This is a genomic window from Streptomyces sp. NBC_00569 (assembly GCF_036345255.1).
Taxonomy (GTDB): Bacteria; Actinomycetota; Actinomycetes; order Streptomycetales; family Streptomycetaceae; genus Streptomyces.
In genome coordinates this window covers 7,495,001-7,508,623 of record NZ_CP107783.1, presented here as the reverse complement: position 1 = coordinate 7,508,623, position 13,623 = coordinate 7,495,001, and the positions used below count along the sequence as shown (strand labels likewise).

At 68.0% G+C, this 13,623-nt stretch carries 11 protein-coding genes and 2 rRNA genes; 2 read left to right on the top strand and 11 right to left on the bottom strand.

Annotation, left to right across the window (positions count from 1 at the left end; translation table 11 throughout):
• Positions 1–5: 5 nt before the first annotated feature.
• From OHO83_RS33815 to OHO83_RS33805, 3 genes are read right to left on the bottom strand one after another with little or no spacing between them, the layout of a single operon-like run.
• Positions 6–911 (bottom strand): NAD kinase, encoded by a 906-nt coding sequence (locus OHO83_RS33815; RefSeq protein WP_266668961.1) that lies wholly within the window; start codon positions 909–911, stop codon positions 6–8.
• On the bottom strand, positions 908–1,723 hold the full coding sequence (locus tag OHO83_RS33810; RefSeq protein WP_266668963.1) for a TlyA family RNA methyltransferase: 816 nt from the start codon (positions 1,721–1,723) through the stop codon (positions 908–910). Before OHO83_RS33810 ends, OHO83_RS33815 begins: the two co-directional genes overlap by 4 nt.
• 7 nt (positions 1,724–1,730) lie before the next feature.
• Positions 1,731–2,024, bottom strand: a complete 294-nt coding sequence (locus OHO83_RS33805; protein ID WP_266668965.1) for a hypothetical protein — start codon at positions 2,022–2,024, stop codon at positions 1,731–1,733.
• A 42-nt stretch (positions 2,025–2,066) separates the two neighbouring features.
• Here OHO83_RS33805 and OHO83_RS33800 point away from each other — a divergent pair, with 42 nt between their 5' ends.
• Positions 2,067–2,414: an SCP2 sterol-binding domain-containing protein gene (locus OHO83_RS33800; RefSeq protein ID WP_266668967.1), complete on the top strand. Its 348-nt coding sequence runs from the start codon at positions 2,067–2,069 to the stop codon at positions 2,412–2,414.
• On the opposite strand, the gene OHO83_RS33795 is transcribed toward OHO83_RS33800, so the two are convergent.
• The 4 genes from OHO83_RS33795 to OHO83_RS33780 form a co-directional block, all read right to left on the bottom strand.
• The gene (locus OHO83_RS33795) at positions 2,398–3,291 is read right to left on the bottom strand and encodes an ABC transporter ATP-binding protein (protein WP_266668969.1); all 894 of its coding nucleotides are present in this window, start codon (positions 3,289–3,291) and stop codon (positions 2,398–2,400) included. The genes OHO83_RS33800 and OHO83_RS33795 overlap by 17 nt on opposite strands.
• Positions 3,288–4,316 (bottom strand): FecCD family ABC transporter permease, encoded by a 1,029-nt coding sequence (locus OHO83_RS33790; protein ID WP_330280186.1) that lies wholly within the window; start codon positions 4,314–4,316, stop codon positions 3,288–3,290. Before OHO83_RS33790 ends, OHO83_RS33795 begins: the two co-directional genes overlap by 4 nt.
• The gene (locus tag OHO83_RS33785; protein ID WP_266668973.1) at positions 4,313–5,356 is read right to left on the bottom strand and encodes a FecCD family ABC transporter permease; all 1,044 of its coding nucleotides are present in this window, start codon (positions 5,354–5,356) and stop codon (positions 4,313–4,315) included. The genes OHO83_RS33790 and OHO83_RS33785 overlap by 4 nt, the downstream gene beginning before the upstream one ends.
• Before the next feature lie 154 nt (positions 5,357–5,510).
• Positions 5,511–6,539: an HAD hydrolase-like protein gene (locus tag OHO83_RS33780; protein WP_266668975.1), complete on the bottom strand. Its 1,029-nt coding sequence runs from the start codon at positions 6,537–6,539 to the stop codon at positions 5,511–5,513.
• Between the two features lie 72 nt (positions 6,540–6,611).
• Here OHO83_RS33780 and OHO83_RS33775 point away from each other — a divergent pair, with 72 nt between their 5' ends.
• Positions 6,612–7,901, top strand: a complete 1,290-nt coding sequence (locus tag OHO83_RS33775; protein ID WP_266668977.1) for a DUF1015 domain-containing protein — start codon at positions 6,612–6,614, stop codon at positions 7,899–7,901.
• 113 nt (positions 7,902–8,014) lie between these two features.
• Here the strand turns inward: OHO83_RS33775 and OHO83_RS33770 are convergent, their stop codons facing one another.
• The 4 genes from OHO83_RS33770 to OHO83_RS33755 all read right to left on the bottom strand — a co-directional run bounded on the left by OHO83_RS33770 (position 8,015) and on the right by OHO83_RS33755 (position 13,621).
• Entirely contained in the window at positions 8,015–8,842 is an 828-nt protein-coding gene (locus OHO83_RS33770) for a hypothetical protein (RefSeq protein WP_266676246.1), read from the bottom strand.
• The gene (locus tag OHO83_RS33765) at positions 8,734–10,098 is read right to left on the bottom strand and encodes a hypothetical protein (protein ID WP_330280819.1); all 1,365 of its coding nucleotides are present in this window, start codon (positions 10,096–10,098) and stop codon (positions 8,734–8,736) included. The genes OHO83_RS33770 and OHO83_RS33765 overlap by 109 nt, the downstream gene beginning before the upstream one ends.
• A 144-nt stretch (positions 10,099–10,242) precedes the next feature.
• A 5S ribosomal RNA gene (rrf, locus tag OHO83_RS33760) occupies positions 10,243–10,359 on the bottom strand.
• A 140-nt stretch (positions 10,360–10,499) separates the two neighbouring features.
• Positions 10,500–13,621, bottom strand: a 23S ribosomal RNA gene (locus OHO83_RS33755).
• Positions 13,622–13,623 lie beyond the last annotated feature (2 nt).

Sequence of the window (13,623 nt, the reverse complement as noted above, 5' to 3'; positions counted from 1 at the left end):
ATGTCCTAGTGGGGCTTCCCGCGCCAGCCAGACACGGGCAGCGCGAACTTGGCGACGAGCCGATCCGTGAACGAGGCGTGATGCAGCCGCGCGAGCCGCACCGGCACCGCTCCGCGCCGCACCTCGACGCGCGCGCCGGCGGGCAGTTCCACGGTCCGCCGTCCGTCGCACCACAGCACCCCGTGCGGGGTGTGCTGCTGCACCTCGACGGCGAGCACCGAGTCCGGCGAGGTGACCAGCGGCTTGGCGAACAGGGCATGCGCGCTGATCGGCACCATGAGGAGCGCCTCGACCTCGGGCCACACGACGGGACCGCCGGCCGAGAACGCGTAGGCCGTGGAGCCGGTGGGCGTCGCGCACACGATGCCGTCGCAGCCGAAGCCGGTGACGGGACGCCCGTCGATCTCCAGGACGACCTCGAGCATCCGCTCGGCCGACATCTTCTGCACGGCGGCCTCGTTGAGCGCCCAGTCGCGGTGCACGACATCGCCGTTGCTGTGCACGACGACGTCGATCGTCATGCGCTCCTCGACCTCGTACGCCTTGGTGACGACGCGGTCGACCACCTTGTCGAGGTCGTCGCGCTCGGCCTCGGCGAGGAAGCCGACCCGGCCGAGGTTCACCCCGAGCATCGGGACTCCGGAGGCGCGGGCGAACTCGGCGCCGCGCAGCAAAGTCCCGTCGCCGCCGAGGACGACCAGCAGCTCACAGCCGTCGAGGCACTCCGGCGTCGCCTCCTTCACGAGCTTCACCGACGCCGGGAGCGGCAGGTCCGCCGCCTCCGACTCCAGGACCCGTACGCCGATGCCGCAGCGCAGCAGCCCCTCGACGACTAGTTCGGCACTCCGGATGGCGGCGGGCCGCCCGGTGTGCGCGAGCAGGAAAACAGTACGAGCTCGAGTCTGTGTCAACGCGGCCCCTCCGCCACTGCACGGTCAACGTCCGCCGGGTCGAGTTCGGGCGCACCGGCGCGGAGCCACAGAAAGTACTCGACGTTTCCGGACGGCCCGGGCAGCGGGCTCGCCGTCACGCCCCTTGCACCGAGGCCGAGTTCCCAGGCCTGCCGGGCCACCGTGCGCACCGTCTCGGCCCGCAGTTCCGGGCTGCGCACGACACCGCCGCTGCCGAGGCGGTCCTTGCCGATCTCGAACTGCGGCTTCACCATGAGCACCAGGTCCGCGTCGGGCGCCGCGCACCGCGCGAGTGCGGGGAGCACCAGGCCGAGCGGGATGAAGGACAGGTCTCCGACGACCAGGTCCACGGGTTTTCCATCGATCGCCTCCAGCGTCAATTCGCGTACGTTCGTACGGTCCTTGACGGTGACGCGTTCATCGCTCTGGAGTGACCAGGCGAGTTGTCCGTATCCGACGTCGACGGCGACGACATGGGCGACGCCGGCCCTCAGCAGTACGTCGGTGAACCCGCCCGTGGACGCCCCCGCGTCGAGCGCGCGGCGCCCCTCCACGGCGAGCCCCTGCGGTACGAAGGCCGCGAGGGCCCCCGCGAGCTTGTGGCCGCCGCGCGAGACGTAGTCGGGATCGTTGTCGTCCTGCGTGACCACGATCGCGGCGGCGGTCTCCACCTGCGTGGCGGGCTTGGTCGCGGTGGTCCTGCCGACCGTGACGCGCCCCGCGGCGATCAGCTGGCTCGCGTGCTCGCGCGAGCGGGCGAGCTTCCGGCGGACGAGCTCGGCGTCGAGGCGGCGTCGTGCCACTCCTGCCACGTTCGGTTCAGCTCCTGTGTCGGTTCGAGGGTGAGGGCTCGGGGCGTGCGTCCAGCGCGGTCAGCGCGTCACGCAGGCCCCGGTGTACATCCTCGTACACCTCGATGTGTCCGTCGGCAGTGAGGTGGTCGACGTCGGCGAGCCGGTCGAGCCCGGCGTCCACGTCCGCGTTGCCGGTGGGGGCGCGCGGGATGCCGAGGGGGGCCGGGGCCGCAGGCTCGTACGACGGTTCGTCCCAGACCTCCGGGACCCCGGCCGCCTGGTCCGGCACCTGGTCGGGGTCCGGATGAGAGTCGTTCATGCCACGACGCTACCGCGTAGCACTGGGGTACGGTCGACCGCGATGGCGACGACGCAGGAGTGCCGTGCCGCACTCGACAAACTCTCGGACAATCTGGCGGGCGCGGACGGCGGGGTACGCAGCGCGGCCGCGCTCGACCGCTCGCTGAGCTGCCATGTCACGGACCTCGGGATCACGTTCACGGGCCGGCTCGAGAACGGCCGGATCGAGGTGCTCGACACGGTCGACGGGCCACCGCCCGAACGGGCGCAGATCCGGCTCGCGATGACCGGCGACGACCTGGTCGCGATGGTGGACGGCAGGCTGAACTTCGCGAAGGCCTGGGCCTCCGGCCGGATCAGGCTGGAGGCCGGCTTCCGCGATCTGCTGCGGCTCAGGACGCTGCTCTAGCCACCGTCTTCGCGGACGTCTCCGCGTCCCGGGGCTGGGCCTTCCTGGCCTTGCGCGCGGCCGGCACCACCAGCGGAGTACCGGTCTCCGGATCGTCGATGACCTGGCACTTCATCCCGAAGAGCCGCTCGACGAGGTCCGCGGTGACGATGTCGCCCGGCGCTCCCTCGGCGATGACCTCGCCGCCGCGCAGGGCGATCAGGTGGGTGGCGTAGCGGGCCGCGTGGTTGAGGTCGTGCAGGACCGCGACGAGCGTGCGCCCCTGCTCCTCGTGGAGCTCCGCGCAGAGGTCCAGTACGTCGATCTGGTGCTGGATGTCGAGATACGTGGTCGGCTCGTCGAGGAGCAGCAGCGGGGTCTGCTGGGCGAGCGCCATGGCGATCCAGACGCGCTGGCGCTGGCCGCCGGACAGTTCGTCGACAAAGCGATCGGCGAGTTCGGCGACTCCGGTGGAAGCCATCGACTCCTGCACGATCCGCTCGTCGTCGCGGGACCACTGGCGCAGCAGGCCCTGGTGGGGGTAGCGGCCGCGGGAGACGAGGTCGCCGACAGTGATGCCGTCCGGCGCGATCGACGACTGGGGCAGGAGCCCCAGCGTGCGCGCCACCTTCTTCGCCGGCATCGACTGGATGGCCTGCCCGTCGAGGAGCACCCGGCCCGTCGACGGCTTCAGCATCCGCGACAGGGCGCGCAGCAGCGTGGACTTGCCGCAGGCGTTCGGGCCGACGATCACGGTGAAGGAGTTGTCGGGGATCTCGACCGAGAGCTCCGACGCGATCACACGCTGGTCGTAGCCCAGGGTGACGTTCTCGGCGGACAGTCGGTTCACGGTGGTGCTCCTCCGGTTGTTGCTCTGGCTGGGGTTCCTGTCGCTCATATCCGGCCGGCCTTCCGCTCGGAGACCAGGAGCCACAGCAGATAGACACCGCCGACGACTCCGGTGACCACTCCGACGGGCAGCTGGTCGGCGCCGAAGGCACGCTGCGAGATCCAGTCGGCGGTGACGAGCAGGGCCGCGCCCATGCCCATGGACGCCGCGATGTTCGGACCGGGCGAGCGGGTCAGCCGCCGGGCCAGCTGGGGGGCGGTCAGCGCGACGAATCCGACCGGTCCCGCGGCGGCGGTGGCCGCGGCGGTGAGCAGCACGGCGGCCACGAGCAGGACGAGCCGCGTCCGCTCGACGCGCACCCCGAGCGCGTTCGCCACGTCGTCGCCCATCTCCAGCATGCGCAGCGGCCGCGCGTACGTGAGGACGACGGGTACGAGGACGGCGCACAGGGCGAGCAGGGGCCAGACCTGGTTCCAGTCGCGGCCGTCGAGCGATCCGGTCATCCAGACCGTCGCGCGGGCGGCGTCGACGATGTCCGCCTTGGTCAGCAGATAGCCGTTGACCGCGGTCATCACGGCGGACATTCCGATGCCGACCAGGACGAGCCGGTATCCGTGCACGCCACGCTTCCAGGCGAGCAGATAGATGGCGAAGCCGGTCACCAGACCGCCGACGAGCGCCCCGAGCGCGACCTGGGCGGCACCCCCCGAGAACAGCACGATCATGACGAGCGCACCGGCCGTGGAGCCCTGGCCGAGGCCCAGAATGTCCGGACTGCCCAGCGGATTGCGGGAGATGGCCTGGAAGAGCGCGCCACCGAGCGCGAGCGCCGCGCCCACGAGGAGGCCCACGAGGACCCTGGGCAGCCGCAGCTCGTTGACGATGAACTCCTGCCCCGGGTCACCGTTGCCGAGCAGCGTACGGATCACGTCGGTGCCGGAGATGGGGAAGTCGCCGGTGCCGATCAGCGCGACGCTCGCGGCGAGCGCGACGCACAGCAGCACGAGGACGATCACGAGCGCGCGGATGTCGAGGCGCAGGGAGATCCCGCCCCGGGTACGGATCGCCTTCACAGCTGGGTGACCTTCCGCCGGCGCACGAGGTAGATGAAGACCGGACCGCCGATGATCGCGGTGACGATGCCGACCTGGACCTCGGCGGGCCGCGCCACGAGCCGGCCGACGACGTCCGCGCCGAGCAGCAGCACGGGCGACAGGACGGCGGAGAACGGCAGGATCCAGCGCAGGTCGGGGCCCGTGAAGGAACGGACGACGTGCGGCACCATCAGCCCCACGAACACGATGGGCCCGCAGGCGGCGGTCGCGGCGCCGCACAACAGCGTGGCAGCCACCATGGACAGCGCACGCGTCCTGTTCAGGTTCGCGCCGAGGGCGCGCGCCGTGTCGTCGCCCATCGCCATGGCGTTGAGCGGCCGCGCGAGGGCGAGGGCGAGCACCGAACCGACAGCGATGAACGGCAGCACCTGCCGGATCGTCGACATGTCGGCGGAGACGAGCGAACCCACCGTCCAGAAGCGCATCTTGCCGAGCGCCGCGTTGTCCATGATCATCACGGCCTGGAGATAGCCGTAGAGCGCGGCGCTGATGGCGGTCCCGGCGAGGGCGAGCCGCACCGGCGTCGCACTGCGGGTCCCGCCGAGGACGTAGACGAGGACGCCCACGGCCGCGGCCCCGAGGAAGGCGAACCACACGTAGCCCGTCAGCGAGGTGACGCCGAAGAAGCTGACGGCGGTGACGACGGCCGCCGAGGCGCCCATGTTGATGCCGAGGAGCCCGGGGTCTGCCAGCGGGTTACGGGTCAGCGCCTGGAGGACCGCACCGGAGAGCCCGAGCGCGACACCGGCGAGAAGCCCGAGCAGCGTGCGCGCGAGCCGCTCGCCGACCACGACGTCGCTGAACGTCCCGGTGTCGTCGAACAGGCCGTGCCACACCTGGTCCACGGACAGGGGTTTCGCCCCGATCGCGATGCTCACGACCAGGAGCGCGACCAGTACGACGACGGCTCCGAGGAGCCCGACCGTACGTATCGCCCGGCGGTTCGGGGGCGCGGCGGCTGTGTCCGCGCGCTGTTCGGGGGGACTGTCGACCAACACGGGGTTAGGTTAGCCTACCCTCCTTACTCTCTTCGAGGTCGCTACCGGCAGAGAAGCGAGGGGAAGCATCGGAGACGCACCGGAGAGCACCGAGAAGCTCGGGAAAGCGCAGAGAACCCCACCCGCCGGTCCGCGCCTTCCCGCCCGCGCCGCCTCAAACCCCCAGTCGCGCCAGCGCCTTCGCACCGTCGAGCCCGCAGGCCCCGTCCCCGCCCGCCGTCCAGGCCGCCGCGCACAGCGCCCTCAGGCCGTCGATCGCCTCGCCGTCCCCCTCCAGCTCAAGGCGCTCGTCACCCGCGGTCGCGACCCAGCCCCCGCACGCGAACCCGTCCCCCCGCGCCTCGACCTCCGGCTGCCCGGTGAGCAGCCCCCGCAGGTCGACGTCGACATACGTGGGCCGGTGCTGGGGCGGCGCGGCGAGCAGCTGCGCGCCGTCGGTGACACCGGTCAGGACGAGCAGCGAGTCCACCTCCCCGTTGAACGCGCCCTCGATGTCCGTGTCGAGGCGGTCCCCGATCACCAACGGCCGCTCCGCGCCGGTGCGCAGGATCGTCTCGCGGTGCATCGGAGGCAGCGGCTTGCCGGCGACCTGCGGCTGCGCACCCGTCGCGATTCGGACGACCTCGACCGCCGCGCCGTTGCCCGGAGCGATGCCCCGCGCGCTCGGAATCGTCAGGTCCGTATTGGACGCGAACCACGGCACACCGCGCGCGATCGCGTAACAGGCCTCCGCGAACCGCCCCCAGGCCATGTCGGGCCCGCCGTATCCCTGCACCACCGCCACCGGCTCGTCGTCGGCGGAGTCCACCGGCTCGAGCCCGCGCTCTCTCAGCGCGACCCTCAGCCCCTCCCCGCCGATCACCAACACCCGTGACCCGTCCGGCACTTGCTCACTGATCAGGCGCGCCACCGCCTGCGCCGACGTGATGACGTCCGCCGCGTCCGTCGGAATCCCCAGCTCCGTCAGATGCTCGGCCACGGCGTCCGGCGTACGCAGCGCGTTGTTCGTGACGTAGGCGAGCCCCATGCCCGAGTCGCGCGCCACGGCGAGCGACTCGGGGGCGTGCGCGATGGCGTCACCGCCCGCGTACACCACCCCGTCGAGGTCGAGCAGCGCCGTGTCGTACGCCTCGTTCAGCGCCCGCCGGCTGCCTTCGGGCCACGTCCTGACGGTCTGGCTCATTACACATCGCTCCTCGTTCGATCCCACTCCCCCGATCATCGCTCATGCCACTGACACACATACGATGCAGCCATGAACACTGCAGGTCCCCCAGGTCCGACGGACAGTGACGGCCTCGACCTGATCCCGTTCAGGGGTGTGCGTTACGTCCCCGAGCGCGTGGGCAGCCTCGCCGCCGTGACGTCACCCCCGTACGACGTGGTCGTCCGCCCCGACGGCCTGCACCACCTGGAGTCCGCGGACCCGCACAACATCGTCCGCCTGATCCTCCCGCAGGCCGTCTCCCCGGACACCCGTAACGCCCTCGCGGCCGACACCCTGCGCCGCTGGCTGTCCGAGGGGATCCTGGCCCCGGACGAGATTCCCGCGCTCTACGTCTACGAGCAGCGCGACGGCGACCATCTCCAGCGCGGCGTCATCGGTGCCCTGCGCCTGTCCGAGCCGTCCGAAGGGGTCGTCCTGCCCCACGAGGACGTCATGCCGCACGTGGTCGCCGACCGCGCGGGCCTGATGCGCGCCACGGCCGCCAACCTGGAACCCCTGCTCCTCACCTACCGCAGCGAAGGCAACGCGACGGGCGCGACCGCGGTCATCGAACGCACGGTCAAGCGCCCCCCGCTCCTCGCGACGACCACGGAGGACGGCTTCGCCCACCGCCTGTGGTCGGTCACCGACCCGGCCGAGCTGGCCGAGGTCCGCGCGGGCCTCGCCCACCACCAGGCCCTGATCGCGGACGGCCACCACCGCTGGGCGACGTATCTGCGCCTGCGCTCCGAACAACCGTCCCCCACCCCATGGGACTTCGGCCTCGTCCTCCTGGTGGACACGGCCCGCTATCCGCTGCGCGTGCGCGCCATCCATCGCCTCCTGCACCGCCTCCCGGTCCCGGCCGCCCTGGCCGCGCTGAAGGGCTCCTTCCGCCTGCGCGAGATCCCCGGCCCTCTGCCGCACGCCCTGGAAGCCCTCGCCGACGCGGCCGCCCACGGCAACGCCTTCCTCCTCGCCGGCACCGGCTCCTTCCACCTCGCGGACACCCCGTCCCCGGACCTCCTGGCCCGTACGATCCCTGCCGACCGCCCGGAGGCCTGGCGCACCCTGGACGCGACGGTCCTGCACTCCACGCTCCTGGACCATGTCTGGCGCATCCCCGAGGACTCGCCGGAGCACATCGCGTACATCCACGACGCGGCCGCCACGGTCGCGAAGGCGGAACGTGACGGCGGCACGGCGGTCCTCATGCACCCGGTCCGCGAGGAAGTGGTCCGCGACCTGGCACGGCAGGGCGTGACGATGCCCCGCAAGTCGACGTCGTTCGGCCCGAAACCGGCGACGGGTCTGGTGCTGCGCACACTCGCCGACTGACCGTGGCGCCCACGCGCGCGTGGGCGCATACGACGAACGGGCGGGACCCCATCGCTGGGATCCCGCCCGTTCGTCGTGCTTCCTCATGCGCGGCCGGCAGTCAGCCGCTGAGCTCAGCCCTTGTCGTTCTCGGGCTCGAACTCCTCGTCGTCCTCGTCGTAGAACTCTTCGGCGTCCTCGTCGTCCTCGACCCACGGCTCGTCGTCGTCACCCGCGGCGGCCTTCGGCCCCGCGACGGCGGCGGGGGCCTCGTCGGACTCGCCCTCGAAGGCGTCGACGAACTCGACCCCGTCCATCTCGGCAAGCCGGTCGGACGCGTCGGTGCTGCCGTCGCGGTCGGACTCGATGGCCTTCGCGAACCACTCGCGCGCCTCGCCCTCACGACCGGCGGCGAGCAGCGCGTCGGCGTACGCGTACCGCAGACGCGCGGTCCACGGCTGTACGGAGTTCGAGGCGAGCTCGGGGCTCTGCAGCGTCACGATGGCGGCGTCGAGCTGGTCCATGTCACGCCGGGCACCGGCCGCCACGAGCCGCATCTCGACCTGTCCGGCCTTGTCCAGCTTGGCCACCTCGGGCGCACCGGCCATGTCGAGGGCCTTCTCGGGGCGCCCGAGACCGCGCTCGCAGTCCGCCATGACGGGCCACAGCTCGACGTTGCCGGTCATGCGCCGGGCGGCGCGGAACTCGGCGAGCGCCTCGCTGAACTTCTGGTTCGCGTACGCGGCGAAGCCGGCGGCCTCGCGCACGGCGGCCACCCTGGAGGCGAGCCGCAGCGCGATCTTCGAGTACTCGTAGGCCTGCTCGGGGTCCTCGTCGATCAGCTTGGCGACCATCACCAGGTTCTTGGCGACGTCCTCGGCCAGGCCCTTCGGCAGGCTCTGGAGCTCCTGCCGTACGTCCTTGTCGATCTCGTCGCCGGTGACGTCCTCGGGGATCGGCAGCCGGCGGATGGGCTCGCGGTCGCGGTCACGCTCGTCGCGGAAGCGGCCACCGCCACGGCGGTCGTCGCGCCCGCGGTCGTCACGCCCACGGAACCCACCGGGACGCCCACCACGGTCGTCGCGGCGCGGCCCACGGTCGCGGTCGTCACGCGGCCGGTATCCGCCACCACGGCTGTCGTCACGACGGAAGCCACCACCGCGGCTGTCGTCCCGGCGGTCATCGCGCCGGTCATCACGACGGTCGTCGCGGGGACGGTAGCCACCACCGCGGCTGTCGTCCCGGCGGTCGTCACGCCGGTCATCACGACGGTCGTCGCGGGGACGGTAGCCACCACCGCGGCTGTCGTCCCGGCGGTCGTCACGGCGGAAGGCGGGACGGTCGCCACCGGGACGGTCACCGTCACGGCGGGGTCCACGGTCACGGTCGTCACGGGGGCGGTAACCGCCACCACCGCGGTTGTCGCCACCACGGTCGTCACGGCGGTCATCACGACGGAAGCCGCCACCACGGGTGTCCCCGCCACGGTCATCACGACGGAAGGAGGGACGGTTGTCGTCACGGCGGAAGGCGGGACGGTCGCCACCGGGACGGTCACCGTCACGGCGGGGTCCACGGTCACGGTCGTCACGGGGGCGGTAACCGCCACCACCGCGGTTGTCGCCACCACGGTCGTCACGGCGGTCATCACGACGGAAGCCGCCACCACGGGTGTCCCCGCCACGGTCGTCACGGCGGAAGCCACCGCCACGGTTGTCGCCACCGCGGCTGTCGTCGCGACGGAAGCTACCACCGCGGCTGTCGTCACGGCGGTCATCACGACGGTCGTCACGGGGGCGGTAGCCACCGCGGTCGTTGTCACGACGGTCGTCGCGCCGGTTGTCGTCACGGCGGTCATCGCGTCGGAAGGGAGGACGGTCGCCGTCACGACGGGGTCCACGGTCACGGTCGTCACGGGGGCGGTAACCGCCACCGCCACGGTTGTCGCCACCGCGGCTGTCGTCACGGCGGAAGCCACCACCGCGGTTGTCGCCGCCGCGATCGTCGCGACGGTCATCACGACGGAAGGCCGGACGGTCGCCACCGGGACGGTCACCGTCACGACGGGGACCACGGTCACGGTCGCCGCCGCGGTCGTCCCGGCGGGGCGCCTGGCCACCGCGGTCGTTGTCGCGTCGCGGTCCGCCTCGGTATCCGCCCCGGTCGCGGTCCCGGTCACCACTGTCCCGGCGTCGCTGGTCGCGATCCGGTCGATCATCGGGAGAGTTGGTGGACATGGGTGACTCCTGTCTTCGGTACCGCAGTCATTCTCGCGCAGCCGGGTAGCCGGCGCGCTTCGACAAAACAAAAAAGGACCCTTGGCCCCAGCGTGTGTGCTGGGACCGAGGGTCCTCTAAAAATTGTTCGGCGGCGTCCTACTCTCCCACAGGGTCCCCCCTGCAGTACCATCGGCGCTTTGAGGCTTAGCTTCCGGGTTCGGAATGTAACCGGGCGTTTCCCTCACGCTATGACCACCGAAACCCTATCAGTGTCCCGTTTCAAGGAAACGGGTTCCCGAACAAGGCAGCGAACAAGCACACTCTTCAATTAAGTAGTGCGGCCGTTCAGCCGACACAATTGTTCGTTATCTGAGAACAAACACAGTGGACGCGAGCAACTGAGGACAAGCCCTCGGCCTATTAGTACCAGTCACCTCCACCCGTTACCGGGCTTCCAGATCTGGCCTATCAACCCAGTCGTCTACTGGGAGCCTTAACCCCTCAAGGGGGTGGGAATACTCATCTCGAAGCAGGCTTCCCGCTTAGATGCTTTCAGCGGTTATCCTTTCCGAACGTAGCCAACCAGCCATGCCCTTGGCAGGACAACTGGCACACCAGAGGTTCGTCCGTCCCGGTCCTCTCGTACTAGGGACAGCCCTTCTCAATATTCCTACGCGCACAGCGGATAGGGACCGAACTGTCTCACGACGTTCTAAACCCAGCTCGCGTACCGCTTTAATGGGCGAACAGCCCAACCCTTGGGACCGACTCCAGCCCCAGGATGCGACGAGCCGACATCGAGGTGCCAAACCATCCCGTCGATATGGACTCTTGGGGAAGATCAGCCTGTTATCCCCGGGGTACCTTTTATCCGTTGAGCGACGGCGCTTCCACAAGCCACCGCCGGATCACTAGTCCCGACTTTCGTCCCTGCTCGACCCGTCGGTCTCACAGTCAAGCTCCCTTGTGCACTTACACTCAACACCTGATTACCAACCAGGCTGAGGGAACCTTTGGGCGCCTCCGTTACTCTTTAGGAGGCAACCGCCCCAGTTAAACTACCCATCAGACACTGTCCCTGATCCGGATCACGGACCCAGGTTAGACATCCAGCACGACCAGAGTGGTATTTCAACGACGACTCCCCCTGAACTGGCGTCCAGAGTTCAAAGTCTCCCACCTATCCTACACAAGCCGAACCGAACACCAATATCAAACTGTAGTAAAGGTCCCGGGGTCTTTCCGTCCTGCTGCGCGAAACGAGCATCTTTACTCGTAGTGCAATTTCACCGGGCCTATGGTTGAGACAGTCGAGAAGTCGTTACGCCATTCGTGCAGGTCGGAACTTACCCGACAAGGAATTTCGCTACCTTAGGATGGTTATAGTTACCACCGCCGTTTACTGGCGCTTAAGTTCTCAGCTTCGCACACCCGAAAGTGCACTAACCGGTCCCCTTAACGTTCCAGCACCGGGCAGGCGTCAGTCCGTATACATCGCCTTACGGCTTCGCACGGACCTGTGTTTTTAGTAAACAGTCGCTTCTCGCTGGTCTCTGCGGCCACCCCCAGCTCATGAAGTAAATTCAATCACCGGTGATGGCCCCCTTCTCCCGAAGTTACGGGGGCATTTTGCCGAGTTCCTTAACCATAGTTCACCCGAACGCCTCGGTATTCTCTACCTGACCACCTGAGTCGGTTTAGGGTACGGGCCGCCATGAAACTCGCTAGAGGCTTTTCTCGACAGCATAGGATCATCCACTTCACCACAATCGGCTCGGCATCAGGTCTCAGGCACAAGCTGTCCGGATTTACCTAGACAGCGCCCTACACCCTTACCCCGGGACAACCACCGCCCGGGCTGGACTACCTTCCTGCGTCACCCCATCACTCACCTACTACAAGTCTGGTCCGTCGGCTCCACCACTTTCCTTTCCCCGAAGGGTCCGGAACGGCTTCACGGACTTAGCATCGCCTGATTCAATGTTTGACGCTTCACAGCGGGTACCGGAATATCAACCGGTTATCCATCGACTACGCCTGTCGGCCTCGCCTTAGGTCCCGACTTACCCTGGGCAGATCAGCTTGACCCAGGAACCCTTAGTCAATCGGCGCACACGTTTCTCACGTGTGTATCGCTACTCATGCCTGCATTCTCACTCGTGAACCGTCCACAACTCGCTTCCGCGGCTGCTTCACCCGGCACACGACGCTCCCCTACCCATCACGATCCCCGTTGGGGGTATATATCGCAATGACACGACTTCGGCGGTACGCTTGAGCCCCGCTACATTGTCGGCGCGGAATCACTAGACCAGTGAGCTATTACGCACTCTTTCAAGGGTGGCTGCTTCTAAGCCAACCTCCTGGTTGTCTGTGCGACTCCACATCCTTTCCCACTTAGCGTACGCTTAGGGGCCTTAGTCGATGCTCTGGGCTGTTTCCCTCTCGACCATGGAGCTTATCCCCCACAGTCTCACTGCCGTGCTCTCACTTACCGGCATTCGGAGTTTGGCTAAGGTCAGTAACCCGGTAGGGCCCATCGCCTATCCAGTGCTCTACCTCCGGCAAGAAACACACGACGCTGCACCTAAATGCATTTCGGGGAGAACCAGCTATCACGGAGTTTGATTGGCCTTTCACCCCTAACCACAGGTCATCCCCCAGGTTTTCAACCCTGGTGGGTTCGGTCCTCCACGAAGTCTTACCTCCGCTTCAACCTGCCCATGGCTAGATCACTCCGCTTCGGGTCTTGAGCGCGCTACTGAATCGCCCTATTCGGACTCGCTTTCGCTACGGCTTCCCCACACGGGTTAACCTCGCAACGCACCGCAAACTCGCAGGCTCATTCTTCAAAAGGCACGCAGTCACGACTGCATGTGCAAGCACATACAGCGACGCTCCCACGGCTTGTAGGCACACGGTTTCAGGTACTATTTCACTCCGCTCCCGCGGTACTTTTCACCATTCCCTCACGGTACTATCCGCTATCGGTCACCAGGGAATATTTAGGCTTAGCGGGTGGTCCCGCCAGATTCACACGGGATTTCTCGGGCCCCGTGCTACTTGGGTGTCTCTCAAACGAGCCGCTGATGTTTCGACTACGGGGGTCTTACCCTCTACGCCGGACCTTTCGCATGTCCTTCGCCTACATCAACGGTTTCTGACTCGTCCCACAGCCGGCAGACTGTGAAAGAGAGATCCCACAACCCCACATGCGCAACCCCTGCCGGGTATCACACGCATATGGTTTGGCCTCATCCAGTTTCGCTCGCCACTACTCCCGGAATCACGGTTGTTTTCTCTTCCTGCGGGTACTGAGATGTTTCACTTCCCCGCGTTCCCTCCACATACCCTATGTGTTCAGGTATGGGTGACAGCCCATGACGACTGCCGGGTTTCCCCATTCGGAAACCCCCGGATCAAAGCCTGGTTGACGGCTCCCCGGGGACTATCGTGGCCTCCCACGTCCTTCATCGGTTCCTGGTGCCAAGGCATCCACCGTGCGCCCTTAAAAACTTGGCCAC